This window comes from Pseudomonadales bacterium (assembly GCA_024234165.1).
Lineage (GTDB): Bacteria > Pseudomonadota > Gammaproteobacteria > Pseudomonadales > UBA5518 > UBA5518.
In genome coordinates this window covers 185,481-199,879 of sequence record JACKOP010000005.1, presented here as the reverse complement: position 1 = coordinate 199,879, position 14,399 = coordinate 185,481, and the positions used below count along the sequence as shown (strand labels likewise).

Sequence of the window (14,399 nt, the reverse complement as noted above, 5' to 3'; positions counted from 1 at the left end):
GAGCAGACAGAATGGCGAGCAGCCGTACTTTTGTCGTTGCTGATCAAGAGCGTCGTGTTTACGGCTACTGCGCAATGGCTGCCGACTGCCCCGCCATGCGTCCGAAGAACGTGGCGTCGCCGATCGACATTCCCGAGCTGTAGCCCTCGCCCCAGCGCGGGATGCCGCAGGCAGTGCGCCCTGCGGCAAACAGTCCGGGAACCGGTTTGCGTGCGGCATCGAGCACGTCGCCTCCCGGCAGGGTGTCGAGTCCACCCAGCGTGAAGGTGGAGCACAGTGCGTGATCGATGCGAAAGTCGAGTGCCACGAACGGCGGCTGCACCAGCGGGCGCAGCCAGCGAGTGACCTTGTGAAACAGCGGATCGCGACCTTCGGCTGCATGGCGGTTGTAGAAGTCGACCGTCCCCGTCAGCGCGCCTGCCGGCAGCGCGAGTTCGGCTTCGACTTCGGCCCAGGTTTCGCCGGTTGCGCCGATCCCGATCCTGAAGAACTCCTGGAACGGCTGCTCCACGTAGCTTGACTGGTCCAGCAGCAGCCAGAAACGGGTACCGCTACGGCGCAGCATGTATTGGGTGACGCGGCCGTGGTAGCAGTCCTCGTTGATGAATCGCTGTCCGTGCCCGTCGATGAAGATGCCGTGGATGTTCTGCTCCGGTGGGTACTGCGGCAGCGTTGCGAATATCTCGTCCATGTGGATTGCGTGTCCGCCGACGCTTTGCCCGAGCAGGATTCCCGAGCCGTCGTCGAGCGCGCCGATTGGCCGGTTGGCACGCAGCGCGAGTGGTGCGTGCTGCCTGACCATATCCTGGTTCATGATGAAGCCGCCTGCGCACAGGATCACGCCGCGCCGTGCCTGCAGGAACACCGTGCGCCCCGTGCTGCGCGCGGCGATGCCGCAAACCCTGCCACTCGGGTCGACCACCAGTGCCGTGCAGCGTGTTTCAAGGTGCACATCGATCGGCAGCTCCGCCACGCGTGCGGCAAGTACGTCCATCATCTGTCTGCCGGTGCTGCCGCCGGTCCACTGTGGCATGAAACCGCGCGGGCAGGGCCTGGCGTGCGCCGAGAATGGCCAGGCTTCCTCGCTGCCGCTCCATACCAGGCAGTCATCGGTTGCGGGTTCGAGGATCCGCTCGCGGATATGCGAGTTCTTGAACGGGACGCCCTGCTGTTGCATCCAGTCGAAGTGCTCGAGGCTGCGGTCGACGTAAAGGCGTACCTTGGCTGTATCGGCATCCGGACCTCCCGCCATCATCAGGTAGCGGTACATGTCGTCGCTGGCGTCTTCGTAACCCGCCGCGCGCTGGATCGGGGTGCCGCCCCCGCCGCCGGCGTAGATTTCGCCGGAAGACAGCGCCGAGGCACCGCCGTATGTGCCGCTTGCCTCGACGATGCAGACCTCGGCTCCCGCGCGCGCCGCCTCCAGTGCGGCACAGGCGCCGGCAGCGCCGTAGCCGACGATCAGCACATCGACCGTCGCATCCCAGCCGGGTACGCCGGCAAGCAGCAGCGGGTGGTTGACCGATGCATTTCCCGGATCGCTCATCTTCGTTCTCTCCGTACAGCCTGCCTTGCGGAATGCATCATGCCATCCGGGACGCGTGCAGCAAGGATTTGAAATTGAGCTGATTCATGCGGGTGAGTGAGCCGTTCTGTAGTTGCCGCAGGCGGGCATTGCACCCAATATCAGAAAGTTCTCCGTTTTGCCCGAACTACAAGCAACAACCGCCCAGGAGGCGTACACCCATGGCCAAGGTGCGAACCCTTTCGAAGCTCATCAGCAGCGTGGCGATGCTCTCCGCCGTCTGCCTGGTTCCCGAAGCCAGCGCGCAGACCGAGCACCGCTCTGCCGGACTCGAGGAAATCACCGTGACGGCGCGGCGCCAGGAAGAGTCGCTGCAACAGATCCCGGTCGCCGTGACGGCGCTCTCGGGCAATCTGCTCGACAAGCTGAATGTGGTGGATGCCACCAAGCTGGGGCAACTGGTTCCGAACGTGATGATCACGCAGCAGACCAGCAGCCTGAATGCCGCACAGGTCTATATCCGTGGCATCGGCCAGAACGAGCCGGCGGCAAACGCCGAAGCCGGCGTAGGTATCTATATGGACGGCGTCTATATCGCGCGCACGGCGGGAGCGCTGTTCGACCTGGTGGACCTCGAGCGCATCGAGGTGCTGCGCGGGCCGCAGGGAACGCTGTTCGGTCGCAATACGACCGGTGGCGCGGTACAGCTCGTGACCAAGAAGCCGACCGACGAATCCGGCGCCGATCTGAAGGCGGGCTACGGGCGTTTCAACGACTGGTACGCGCGCGCGCGCGTCGATACCGGTCTGCTGGGGAGCTCCCCGATCAAGGCAACGATCGCGTACATGCACCGCGAGCGCGACGGCTATTTCAACAACCGTCTGGCCAGCAACAAGGAGGATCCCGGTTCGTTGAAGGCCGATTCGATCTGGGTTGGTCTGCACGGTGATTTCACGGACCGCTTTACCGCCGATCTGTCGTTTGATTACGGCAAGCGCAAGGGCAGCCCGGTGTTCTTCCAGATGGTTGCCGCCACCCCCGACGTGCGCAATTACTACGGCAACTCGCCGAGTCATGGTGGGGCGCCGTTCGTGATCACGCCGAAGCGGTTGAACAGCGGCGAGCAGGCGCCATTCGATGGCCGCTTCTACAGCAAGGGCGAAGTGAAAGGCACCGGACTCACGCTGGAGTATGCGCTGAACGATGCCTTGTCGCTGAAGTCGATCACGGCGTACCGCACCTTCGAGCAGGACACGATCTGCGCGCTGACCGGCAACGGCGTCATGCGCGGCGAGACGGGCTACCTGGATGCATACTTTGCCTATCAGTCGACGGGCGTCGCGGACCTGAACGGACCGTACAACTGTAACAACGCGCCCCAGAACCAGCATCAGTTTTCGGAGGAGCTGCAGATCCTCGGCAGCACCGAGCGCTGGAAGTACGTCGCCGGCGTGTTCTACTTCAAGGAAAAAGCCGCCGAGCACAACCGGCAGCGGCTCACGTATGTGCTTCCGAGCTTTCTTACCCCTCCCGGGGGCGCAGGGATAAACCTGTATCCGCTGTCGGCCTTTGGCGGCGCGACCAAGTCGAAGGCGGCTTTCGGTCAGGTCAGTTACAGGCCGATGATCCTCAACGACAAGCTCGAGATCTCGCTCGGTGCACGCTACACGGAGGACGAGAAGAGTTTCTGGTCGAGCAGTTTCACCCAGAAGCCGAGCAAGAATTTCAGCAACACCTCGTGGCTGCTGTCGGCCAACTACCAGTTCACGGACGACATCATGGGTTATGCCCGCGTGTCGACGGGTTACAAGGCCGGTGGTTTTTCGCCGCGTGCAGCAATGCCAGCGAGTTTCGGCGCCGAGAAGGCAACAGCCTACGAAGCGGGCCTGAAGACCGAGTGGTGGGACCAGCGAGTGCGTGCCAACCTGGCCGTGTACCGCACCGACTACGACGATATGCAGGTATCACAGTTCCTGGCCAACACGTCAGGTTCGGCTGCGACCGTCGTCAACGCAGGCAAGGCGCAATTCCAGGGCTTCGAGTTCGAGCTGGCGGCCGCAGTGACCGACAGCCTCACGCTGACCGCCGACTGGGGTTACACCGATCCCGAGTACAAGAAGTACATGTATCGTGACCGGAACACGAACCAGGTGATCGACATTTCGAACGAGGCGCGCTTCGTGCAGTTGACGAAGAGCAACTGGCACCTCGGTGCGGAATACGTGTTCCCGCGCCTGTCGTTCGGAGAGCTGACTGCGCGCCTGGATTATGCCCAGAGCTCGGAGCGGTATATGTTTGCGGTCGATCGGGACACGCCGTTCAACCGGGACATCCACGATCCGGGCCGCAAGAACCTCAGTGCACGCGTGTCGCTGGGAGACATGCAGCTGGGCGACATGGGCACATGGGAGCTTGGCGTCTGGGGTGACAACCTGACCAATCACGACAACGTGGGTGACGGCATCGACTTTGGTGATCTCGGGTTCGCAGGCAAGTACTGGCTCGAGCCGCGCCGCTACGGTATCGATGCGCGTATAACCTTCTGAGCGTGACGGTGCGGGCTGCCTGAGCGTGACGGTGATGGTGCGGGCTGCGCTGCGGCCCGCATCAAGCCAAGAGGAGGACTCGTGATGCGTCTGGAGAATCAGATCGCGATCGTCACCGGTGCCGGCGGTACAGGCGGCATCGGCGAGGCCATAGCCAGGCGCTTTGTCGCGGAGGGGGCCACGGTCGTCGTTTGCGATATCGACGAAGAGAAGGCCCGAGGCGTTGCCCACGCGCTCGGACCGCGTGCCGTTCCCTGGGCCTGCGACGTGAAGTCCTCGGCCCGGATCGATGCGATGGTGACCGAAACGGTGCGCCGCTTCGGTCGTCTCGACATCCTCGTGAACAACGTCGGCTTCACGGTGCCCGGCTTCCTGCGTGAACTCGGCGACAAGGATTGGCATCACGTGCTGGACGCCTGCCTGTCGTCGACCTTCTACGGCATCCGCGCGGCGCTGGGGCCGATGCGTAACCAGAAGAGCGGCTCCATCATCAATATCGGGTCGGCAGCCGGAGTCGGCGGCGCACCTGGTCTCGGCGTCTACGGTGCCGCGAAGGCGGGCGTGATCAGCCTCACGCAGACCGCGGCACTGGAGAACTTCAAGGCCGGAGTACGGGTCAATTGCGTGCTCCCGAATGCCGCCACCAAGCCACTGCTCGAATGGTTCGATACGACTCCCGGCGGGCGCAGGACACGCGCCGCGATCGAGGCGTATTCGCGCTGCGGATCACCGGATGAAATCGCATCCGCGGTGCTGTTCCTCGCGGGTGCAGACAGTTCCTACGTGAACGGTGCGATCCTGCCGGTCGATGGCGGGCTTTCGGCACGACAGGCGTGCGTCGATGCCGAGATAGAGTGAGGCAGACACCGCCGCAGGGCGGGGGAGAAAAACAAGCATGGCTACGCAATCCCGGCCGCAGGCATTCGATTCGACGGATACACGCACCGTGACAGGGCTGCAACGCCTGCTGCGCTGTGCCTTGGGCAGCGTGCTGGTGATCGTCGGCATCCTGCTCGTCGTCGGTGGTGGTCGTCTGCTTTCTCTGGGCGGCTCGGCCTACTACCTGCCCGCGGGCCTTGCCCACCTGGTCGCAGGCGTCCTGATCTGTCGTGGTCGCTCGCTGGGTGTATGGATCTACGCGGGGTATTTCATCGCGACGATCGTCTGGGCGCTGGCCGAGGTCGGCGCAGCGTTCTGGTTGCTGCTGCCTCGCCTCGGCATGCCGTTCGGTTTCCTGGTGCTGATGTTGCTGCCGTGGATGCGCCGGCACGTCGCGTTCACGATCACGGCCGCGGTGGTGGTGCTTGGCGGTGCCGTGCTGCTGCTTCGCAACGACACGAGCGGCGTTCCCGCGAGCGTGCCACCCGATGCAGCTTCCGGGCCGGCTGCGGACTGGGCCGACTACGGCAGCAACAAGGCCGGCACACGTTTCTCGGCTGCGTCGCAGATCACCACGCAGAACGTATCCGAGCTGAAAGTCGCCTGGACCTACCGCAGTGGTGATCTGCCGGGAAGCAACGGACGTGGTTCTGCACCGCAGATGTTCGAAGCCACACCGCTGCAGGTGGGTGACACGCTGTATCTGTGCACGCCGCGCAATATCGTGATTGCGCTGGATGCGGACACCGGTGCCGAGCGCTGGCGCCATGACCCCGAGGTCGATACTACCGGGGTCTATACCCAGGCGTGCCGTGGTGTCTCGTATCACCACTCCAGCAGTACGGCAGGGCTCGCGAGCTGTGCCAGCCGCATTCTCGTGGCAACGATCGACGGACGCATGATTGCGCTCGATGCAAGGACGGGAAGTCTGTGTGCGGACTTCGGCTCGGGGGGCGAGGTTTCGCTTCGCACCGGGCTTGGTGACGTGAAGGGCGGCATCCACTTCACGACCTCGCCGGCGATCGTCGTCGGCGATATCGCGGTGGTCGGCAGTTTCGTGCTCGACAACATGGCGACCGACGAGCCTTCCGGTGTGGTGAGAGCGTTCGACGTGCTGAGTGGTCGCCAGGTGTGGAGCTGGGACGCGGGGCGGGCGGATCCCAACGCCGAGCCTGAGCCCGGCGATACCTATGTGCGCGGTTCGCCGAACGCGTGGAGCCTGTTCAGCGCCGACGAGAAGCTCGGCCTGGTCTATATCCCGACCGGCAACGCTCCGCCGGATTACTACGGTGCGCACCGTACTCCGGAAATGGAGCGCTACAGCAGTTCCGTGGTCGCGCTCGACGTGAATACCGGCAAGGTGCACTGGTCCTTCCAGACGGTGCACCACGATCTGTGGGACTACGACGTCGCATCCCAGCCCGTGCTGGTCGATCTGCCGCTCGACGGAGAGCTGGTCCCGGCGCTGATCCAGGCGACCAAGCAGGGCGAGATCTTCGTGCTGGACCGCAGGAATGGCAACCCGATCGGCCCCGTCGAAGAGCATCCGTTCCCCGCCGGCGACGTCGAGGGCGAACGCTATTCCCCGACCCAGCCGGTCTCGCTCGCGTTCCCGAGCCTGGTGCCGCCGCCGATCCGCGAGGAGGATATGTGGGGCGGTACCCCGCTCGACCAGATGTGGTGCCGGATCGAGTACCGCAAGCTGCGTTACCTGGGTCGCTTCACGCCGCCTTCGCTGCAAAGAAGCCTGGTCTATCCGGGCAACAACGGGTTCATGAACTGGGGTAGCCTGGCGGTCGATCCGGCGCGCGGCATCCTGGTCGTGCCCACGTCGTACATGGCTGCTACCTTCCAGCTCATACCCCGGGCGGAAGCTCCCAAGTCGGACGGCATCGTGGTCGAAGGAACCGCGGCGTTCTCGCCGATGAAGGGCACGCCCTACGCGGTTCGCACCGAACGTCCCTTCGGCTCTCCGTTCGGCGTGCCGTGCAATGCACCCCCGTGGGGCAAGCTGGCAGCAATCGATTACAGGAACCACAGGATCCTGTGGGATCGCCCGCTTGGAACGACGGAAGACCATGCGCCGCTGGGAATCCCGGTTCCCGGGGTCTTCAGCCAGGGCGGCCCGCTGATCACCGCGGGTGGCCTCGTGTTCATCGGTGCGGCGATGGACAATTATCTGCGCGCCTTCGATCTCGGCAGTGGCAAGGAAATCTGGAAGGCAAGACTGCCTGCCGGTGGGCAGGCAACGCCGATGAGCTACGTCTCGCCGCGCACCGGCAAGCAGTACGTGGTGATCGCCGCCGGCGGCCATGCGTTCATGCAGACGACGATCGGCGACTACGTGGTCGCCTACAGCATCGAGGGCAACGAGCGTCCGGCAGCCCGGCCGCAGTAAAGGCATTGCTTGGCCATCGGGAATACGCGGAAGGGACCGGCGACGTTGCAAGAATTTGGCTGAAGCGTCATTTTCCGGAACGGGCGTCGCTTTTGACGCTGCGGGCTTCGCGAATGATGAAGTGTTGCAGTTCCTCGATCCGGGAATCATTGAACTCGGCAAATTGCGGCATGCCTCGAGGCAGCAACGCACCACCGTGCACGACCGTCTTGATGGCAGCGAAATCCGCTACGCGCAATGATTTCCTCAAGTCCGGCGCCGCACCACCGGATTGGGCATTCGCCCCATGGCAGCGCGCACAATATGTTGCGAACACCGAAGCGCCGGCTATTGCCTTGCTCCCCTCAACCGTGAATGACGGCGCGTCGATGAACTCGCGCACGCGGCGATCCTGCGGCGGAAGCGACAGCGGTGCATCGAGGGCAAACGTGAGTACGCGTCGCTGTTGCGTGTAGTAGTCCCATTCGGGTTGATAGCCGCTTGGTCCGCCGAAGCCACGATAGCCCACGATCAGGGTGATGAACTGACGGCCGTCCACCTGATAGCTGATCGGCTGGGAGACGATTCCCGCCTGGGCGTCGAAACGCCAGAGTTCCTTGCCGGAATCTGCGGCATAGGCGAAGAAGCTGCCATCGGCACGCCCCTGAAAAACCAGGTTCCCCGCTGTGGTGATCGTTCCGCCGTGAAACATGCCGGGCCACCCTGATTTCCTCCAGATCTCCTGCTGTGTCGCTGGGTTCCACGCAAGCAGGCCGGAAATGGGCGGATCGAACCGAACGCCTGCGGCACTGCCAACCCCGCCGTTCAGCACCCAATTCGGCTTGGGCGTCCAGTTGTCGAGACCGTCTGGCGGGTCAACGAATGGCATGCCGAATTCGAGCACCGGTATGTAGGCGAGTCCGGTGCCAGGGTTGAATGACATCGTCTGGATGTTGTGTGCTCCCTGTTGGGATGGGTAGAGGACGAAAGTCTTGCCATCGGCGTAGCGCGCTTCGGGATTTTCGACCGGACGACCGGATTTCAGATCGATCGATGTGGCCCAGTTCACCCGGGCTATTTTTTCGGCGGACAGGAGTTCGCCGTTTTTGCGGTCGATGACGTAGAAGAAACCGTTCTTGGGCGCTTGCAGCAGCACGGATCTCTGGCGTCCATCGATGACCAGCTCCGCCAGTTCCATGTCCATCGCAGCGTTGTAGTCCCAGGTTTCGCCTGGGTTGACCTGGTAATGCCAGCGGTATTCGCCAGAATCTGCATCGAGTGCGACGATCGACGCCAGGAACAGGTTGTCCCCTCCGCCAGGGCTCCTGATCTTCTGGTTCCATGGAAAACCGTTTCCGGTGCCGAGATAGACCTGGTTGAATTTCCGGTCGTAGGTCATGGCGTTCCATACCGTGCCTCCGCCGCCGAACCTCCACCATTCCCCGTGCCAGGTGGGTTGCGCCAATTTCTCGAGAACTGCATCGGATGCCGCACCATCCTTCTTGCCCGGTTCCCCGGGGACTGTATAGAAGCGCCAGCGAAGCTCGCCGGTCCTGGCATCATAGGCCGTCACGTAACCTCGAATGGGCGCGTAATCGGCTCCGGCATGGCCGATGATCACGGTGTCCTTGAATACCAGCGGCGCACCGGTGATGTAGCGGCCGTCATTCGGCGTCGTCGTCTGGACGCTCCAGGCAAGCTTTCCGGTTTCGGCATCGAGCGCAATGAGCCTGCCATCGTGTGTCCCGGTGTAGATCTTGCCGTCAAGGCAGGCGATGCCGCGTATCCCCCAGGCCGCACGCATGGCGCTTGATCCCGCGAACTTGTAGACCTCGGGGTCGTACCTCCAGAGCAGCTTGCCGGTACGGGCATTCATCGCATGGATGACGCTGTAGCCCGTGGCGAAATACAGCACGCCGTCGATGGCGAGCGGTGCGGCCTGGACGCTGACCACCGGGGGGATGTCGTAGTACCAGAGCAATCCCAGGCGATGCACGTTTGTCTGGTCGATTTGCCCGAGCGGACTGTAGTGAGTGGCGTCAGATGCGTTTCCATGCATGCTCCAATCGGCTTCTGACCGATCTGCCGGAGCCTTCCATGCGCCGTCGTTCGCATTCGCCCATGACAGGAGGAAAAGCGACGAGGCGATGCCCATCACGGCCATCAAAGCCCGACGTGCCTTGCTCGCGAACAACTTACTCACGTCGATGGCTCGGGCCGATGGTGTGATTGGTGCGGTGCAAGTGATTGGAGCGGGCAGGTTGCTGCTTGTCAAGCGAGAGTCTCTTGACACGAGCGAGTGACGATGATACGGTCATCGACATTGCAATATTTATATAAAGAATACGAATCCCGTGAGATCACGAGCGTGCCATCGCCCATGCGCAGTGGGCATTTCAGCGCTTCAACTGCAAGCAAGAACAAAACAGGGGTAAGCAACATGAGCCATGACAACTGCCGCGCGACTTCGTCAGCCCGTCGATTCAAGAGGCCTTCCTTGCTGACACTCGGAATCGCCGCCGCCGTTCTTTCAAGCGGTCAGCAGTCGGTGATGGCTGCCCCCGAACTCGAAGAAATTGTCGTCACGGCCCAGAAACGTGAACAGCGCATCCAGGACGTACCGATTTTCGTGTCGGTTCTCTCCGGTGATCAGCTCAGCGCCGCCAATATCATGAATTTCAGCGAACTGGGCAAGCTCACCCCGGGTGTCGCGATTGACGGCCCAGCTGGTGGTCTTGGTTCCACCATATATGTGAGGGGAATCGGGGTCACCAAGTACATCGAAGGAATCAGGCCCTCCGTCGGCATATTCGTTGATGATGTGCCTCTGAGCCGCATCGACAATGCGTTCACGAATTTCTCGGATATCGACCGGATCGAAGTGCTCAAGGGCCCCCAGGCCACGCTGTTCGGCAAGGAAGTGGCTTCCGGAGCCATCGCCATTCACACGATAAAACCCAGTACGGATGGGATCGAGGGAAATCTGGATCTCAACGTCGGGAATTTCGATCTGCAGGAATACCGCGGGGCAGTGAACCTTCCACTGGGAAGTGCCACGGCAGCGCGGTTCAGTGGTTACTGGACGACCAGAGAGAGCGAAATCAAGAACGTCGTCACCAGCAAGCAGGGAGAGACGGATACCTGGGGTGGGCGGCTGCGTGTTCTGCAGCGAATCGGGGATGATGCAGAGGCGATTCTCACGGTAGAGCGGCACCAGGTTAAAGTCAGAGACATGATGAAAGAACAGACGTCCTATGGTACGTCCACGCTAGGGTTCGCTGCGGCGACGCACACCCAGCTGCTCCCCATCCGCGTCTTCGACAGAAAGGCGCAGGCGGACGCTGGTAATGGGCATGATCAGACGACCACCAACGCTGCGCTGCGCGTGTCGTGGAAAATCAATGATGCATGGTCTCTGGTATCGATTACCGGACACCAGAAGTTCAGCAGAGACAGTGACAAGGGTGGTCGTCCCGGTGGCGTCAACAACACCTCCAGGGGCTTGTTCGGTACGTTCTCTTTCTTGGGCTATGTGGACGACAAATCACTCACCCAGGAGCTGAGACTCACCTATGACGGTGAATCCCTGTCGTCGATCATCGGTGCCTTCTACGAGGACACGAAGCTGCGGTCGATCACCAACATCCTGACGAAATCGCCGGCGCGCAGCACACCGCTGCAGTCCTTCGGTGATCGGCGCGGCACGGATCATGCGATTTTCACCCATAACATCTACCAGTTCGACGATCGCTGGACGCTGACTGCGGGGTTGCGCTATTCGGAAGTCGAAAAGGACGACCGCGTCGACAACCTGATCAATGTCGGTGCCTTTGGCGCGGTTCCGTCCCGTGCCGTACCCGCACAAAAGGACAAGTGGACATCGGTGAGCGGTACGGCAAAGGTTGCGTACAAGATCAGCGACGAGGTCAACCTGTATGGTGGCTATGACCGGGGGTTCAAGGCCGGTGGACACAACACCCTGAGTTCGAGGTTGCCGAAGTTCGACGAGGAGACGGTAGACAATTTTGAGATTGGCGTGAAGGGCCTGTCCTTCGATCGGCGCCTGCGCTGGGCCGCCAGTGTCTTTTATACGAAATACAAGGACTTCCAGGTCAACAGCCCGGATCCGGTCGGCGGAACGAGCTACATACAGAACGCTGCGTCCGTCCACATACCCGGCGTGGAGGGGGAGTTCACTTGGATGGTCAACGACAACTTCACTCTCGAGGGTTCGCTGGCCTACATCGATGCCAAATTCGACGACTTCAAGTACGCCGAGTGCAACGATGACCAGAAAGTCGGACACCCGCGTTGCACGCAGGATCTGTCGGGTAAGCGCATCAATGGCAACAGCCCATGGACCTGGAACCTCGCAGGCCTCTATGAGGTGCCGATCAGCAACACGAACCTCAAGTGGTTCCTGCGGGGAGAAGTCATGTATCGCGACGAGACGCAGGGCTCGAGCACGCTGGATCGACGGACCGTCATGGATGACTACACGCTCGTCAACGCGAGCGCAGGCCTCACGTCTGTCGACGGTGCCTGGTCTCTGTCGCTCTGGGGGAAAAACCTCACGGACAAGGATTACATTTCATCCTTTGAACTCGCGCGCGACGGGGCCTTCGGCTGGCTGGCCGAGCTTGGTGACAGCCGCGCATACGGAGTGAATTTCAAATACAAGTTCTGATTCGGGATGCGCTTCTTCTGGCCTGATGATATTGCGATGTGGCTACAGGTCTTGACGAGGGCTTCATCTTGGTGAAGCCCCCTGGTCTTTCGCGCTCCATACGGATAGTTCCTCCCGGCACAGTGGCGTGGGGGATGCAGCTTCCCATCCAGAGCCAGTCGACTCTATACGTTTCGGAGTGGGAGAAGCATGCCTCCGTGGACGACATGGCTGCCATTGCGGTAGCCGCCGATGCAGCCGGTTGCTTCTACCTGGGCGTCTGCGATCACACGGCCATTCCTGCACGACTGGTCGACGCCATGGGCTCCGTCTGGTATGACACCATCGCAACGCTGGGGTGGTTGGCAGGTTTTACGAAGCGCACGAGACTGCTGTCACATGTCGTGACGCTCTCTCAGCGGCATCCGCTGCGCGCTGCCAAGGAGTTCAGCACACTGGACCGGCTGTCGCACGGACGACTCGTCATCGGCGTTGGCGTCGGGCATGTGGCGGAAGAGTTCGACGTGTTGAACGGTCCGGGCAGCTTCGCGCAACGAGGCAAGCGGGGCGACGAAGCAATCGAGGCGTTGATGCAATGTCTCGAAGCAGAGGCTGCCACCCACGAGGGTTCCTGCTGGAGTTTCTCGGGCATGCATATTGGCCCGCGAGCGGTACAGGAACCAAGACCGCCGGTGTGGATCGGCGGATCGAGTCCGGCGGCACTGCGTCGGGTTGCGGCCTATGGCGATGGTTGGCTGCCGCAAGGGACACCGAGAAGTGCTCTTCATGAGCAGATCCAGCGGATTCGCGAGTTGCGCCGCGAGTTCAGGAACGACTCGTGGCTGGATATCGGCACGATCGTTGAGCCGATGCACATAATCGAATCCAGTCGCAACGATCCTGGATGGGAGCTTCCCGCTGGATCGCTGATCGGTCATGCCGAGCAAATCGCGGAATCGTTGCGAGGACTGGTGAGCATGGGAGTGAATCATCTCCAGGTGCGCTTCCGCTCCCGGTCAACGCAGGAATGCATCGAACAGATCCAGTGCTTCGCAGCTTCCGTGGCGCCGCTGTTGACCGTGTGATCTGCGCTACAGGCGTCCGATGCTTTGCGGGTCGAGCAAGGGGCCGTCACGCCCGCAGGCACAGGTCTTGTCCCAGTGGATGGTGCCACGGTCGCCGCTGATCATGCCGCCCCAGCAATCTTCCGAGACGAGTTCGAGAATGGCCAACTGGCCGGTCTGGGTTCCCTGGCGCGGAAGCGGGACGCGAGTTCCCGGTTCGAGCAGGAAGGGGATGATCTGGATCATGAAATGAAACATGCCATGGGAGCAGCGCAATAGTGCTCCCGTCATCTCGGACATGCCCCAACCGAAGATCAGATTGTCTTCGGACACCCCGGTTACGCGCCGGAACTGATCCTGCCAGTCATCCGGTAGCTGACTGCCGTCCTTGACTCCGCCAAACAGGGAAAACCTGGACTCAGGGGCGAAGGCACAGGTGACACCCATCTTGCTGAAGAGCTGAGTGATCTGCCAGGCCTTGTCGAATGAGCCCTGGAAAAAAATTTGCCGCCCGCGGTAGTTCTCAATGAGATTTTCGGTCCAGCGCTTGATGAGGTGCGGCAGGTTCTGCTGGTAGCGTTCCACTTCCTCGCGATGGGCTGCCACGATGAGGTTTCTTTTCAGGCACTCGTCCATCGTGCCGGCTGAGGCCGCCTTGCGTAGCTTGCCTTGGGTGATGAAGAACTCTGGACTGAGGAAATCGGTCAGTGCTTCCACTGGATTGATCTGGAACCGCTCCTCCAGTCCATCATAGATGGGTTGAGTGATGCGGTACTGACGCCGTGCCTGCATGCAAAAATACGTTACGTCATTGCGTTGGTTCGGCTTGAACAACGGATGGCTGTACCACACCACATGATCGACCGCCAGATCGCGATCGCGCTGCGAACGAGGAACGAAGCTCAGGGTGCCGCTGGTTCCCGACGAATGGCAGATGAAGATGCCCGCCTGTTCGTCGAGGCGCCGACACCACGCGGTAAGACTGTCACAGTCATGGGTCTCGACCCTGGAAAGATCGTGTGTGCTGAGTCGATCCAGCCAGCGGGTCATCTTGTCGAATTCGCCGTCGTCGATCCACGTCGGGTCGTAGCTTTTGTAGATGTCTTCCTCGAAGAGCACGGCAATGAAATCGTCGATGCGGGTGAAGGACATGGGGTCCTTGCCGGCCAGCAATTCGCTCACGGCGGGGATGCGTTCGGCATGGCTTTGCAGCCGGAGCCTGGCGGCTGTCAGCTGGAATTCCTCGACGTCGCGGCGAATCAGGAACCCGGGATCGACCTGTGGATGCAGCAAGAGATCGCCTGGGGCGTGCACATGAGCGAAGATGTTCGTGTTCATCGAT

Annotated in this window: 8 protein-coding genes; 5 read left to right on the top strand and 3 right to left on the bottom strand. The window is 61.7% G+C overall.

All coding sequences use genetic code 11. The features are described from left to right. Window positions 1-64 precede the first annotated feature (64 nt). Entirely contained in the window at window positions 65-1,546 is a 1,482-nt protein-coding gene (locus H7A12_15920; protein ID MCP5322269.1) for an FAD-dependent oxidoreductase, read from the bottom strand. A 245-nt stretch (window positions 1,547-1,791) separates the two neighbouring features. On the opposite strand from H7A12_15920, the gene H7A12_15915 reads away from it, so the two are divergent. The 3 genes from H7A12_15915 (at window position 1,792) to H7A12_15905 (ending at window position 7,348) form a co-directional block, all read left to right on the top strand. Beyond that, entirely contained in the window at window positions 1,792-4,071 is a 2,280-nt protein-coding gene (locus H7A12_15915; GenBank protein MCP5322268.1) for a TonB-dependent receptor, read from the top strand. 84 nt (window positions 4,072-4,155) lie between these two features. Next, a complete protein-coding gene (locus H7A12_15910) occupies window positions 4,156-4,929 on the top strand; it encodes an SDR family oxidoreductase (GenBank protein MCP5322267.1) in 774 nt (257 codons plus the stop codon). Window positions 4,930-4,966: 37 nt separating this feature from the next. Beyond that, on the top strand, window positions 4,967-7,348 hold the full coding sequence (locus H7A12_15905) for a membrane-bound PQQ-dependent dehydrogenase, glucose/quinate/shikimate family (protein ID MCP5322266.1): 2,382 nt from the start codon (window positions 4,967-4,969) through the stop codon (window positions 7,346-7,348). Between the two features lie 67 nt (window positions 7,349-7,415). Here the strand turns inward: H7A12_15905 and H7A12_15900 are convergent, their stop codons facing one another. Continuing rightward, window positions 7,416-9,530, bottom strand: coding sequence for a PQQ-dependent dehydrogenase, methanol/ethanol family (locus H7A12_15900; protein MCP5322265.1), 2,115 nt, complete (start codon window positions 9,528-9,530; stop codon window positions 7,416-7,418). A 237-nt stretch (window positions 9,531-9,767) separates the two neighbouring features. Here H7A12_15900 and H7A12_15895 point away from each other — a divergent pair, with 237 nt between their 5' ends. Together H7A12_15895 and H7A12_15890 are read left to right on the top strand one after the other, a co-directional pair. Then, a complete protein-coding gene (locus H7A12_15895; GenBank protein MCP5322264.1) occupies window positions 9,768-12,014 on the top strand; it encodes a TonB-dependent receptor in 2,247 nt (748 codons plus the stop codon). Between the two features lie 134 nt (window positions 12,015-12,148). After that, entirely contained in the window at window positions 12,149-13,078 is a 930-nt protein-coding gene (locus tag H7A12_15890) for a TIGR03619 family F420-dependent LLM class oxidoreductase (GenBank protein MCP5322263.1), read from the top strand. Between the two features lie 6 nt (window positions 13,079-13,084). Here H7A12_15890 and H7A12_15885 read toward each other — a convergent pair whose 3' ends face one another. Continuing rightward, window positions 13,085-14,395 carry a hypothetical protein gene (locus tag H7A12_15885; protein MCP5322262.1) on the bottom strand — a complete coding sequence of 437 codons (1,311 nt, stop codon included), beginning with the start codon at window positions 14,393-14,395 and terminating at the stop codon, window positions 13,085-13,087. Window positions 14,396-14,399 lie beyond the last annotated feature (4 nt).

Bases quoted from the DNA above. Each gene is read 5' to 3' on its own strand.
- H7A12_15920 (MCP5322269.1), bottom strand. From the start codon at position 1,546: ATGAGCGATCCGGGAAATGCATCGGTCAACCACCCGCTGCTGCTTGCC.
- H7A12_15915 (MCP5322268.1), top strand. From the start codon at position 1,792: ATGCTCTCCGCCGTCTGCCTGGTTCCCGAAGCCAGCGCGCAGACCGAG.
- H7A12_15910 (MCP5322267.1), top strand. From the start codon at position 4,156: ATGCGTCTGGAGAATCAGATCGCGATCGTCACCGGTGCCGGCGGTACA.
- H7A12_15905 (MCP5322266.1), top strand. From the start codon at position 4,967: ATGGCTACGCAATCCCGGCCGCAGGCATTCGATTCGACGGATACACGC.
- H7A12_15895 (MCP5322264.1), top strand. From the start codon at position 9,768: ATGAGCCATGACAACTGCCGCGCGACTTCGTCAGCCCGTCGATTCAAG.
- H7A12_15890 (MCP5322263.1), top strand. From the start codon at position 12,149: ATGCAGCTTCCCATCCAGAGCCAGTCGACTCTATACGTTTCGGAGTGG.
- H7A12_15885 (MCP5322262.1), bottom strand. From the start codon at position 14,395: ATGAACACGAACATCTTCGCTCATGTGCACGCCCCAGGCGATCTCTTG.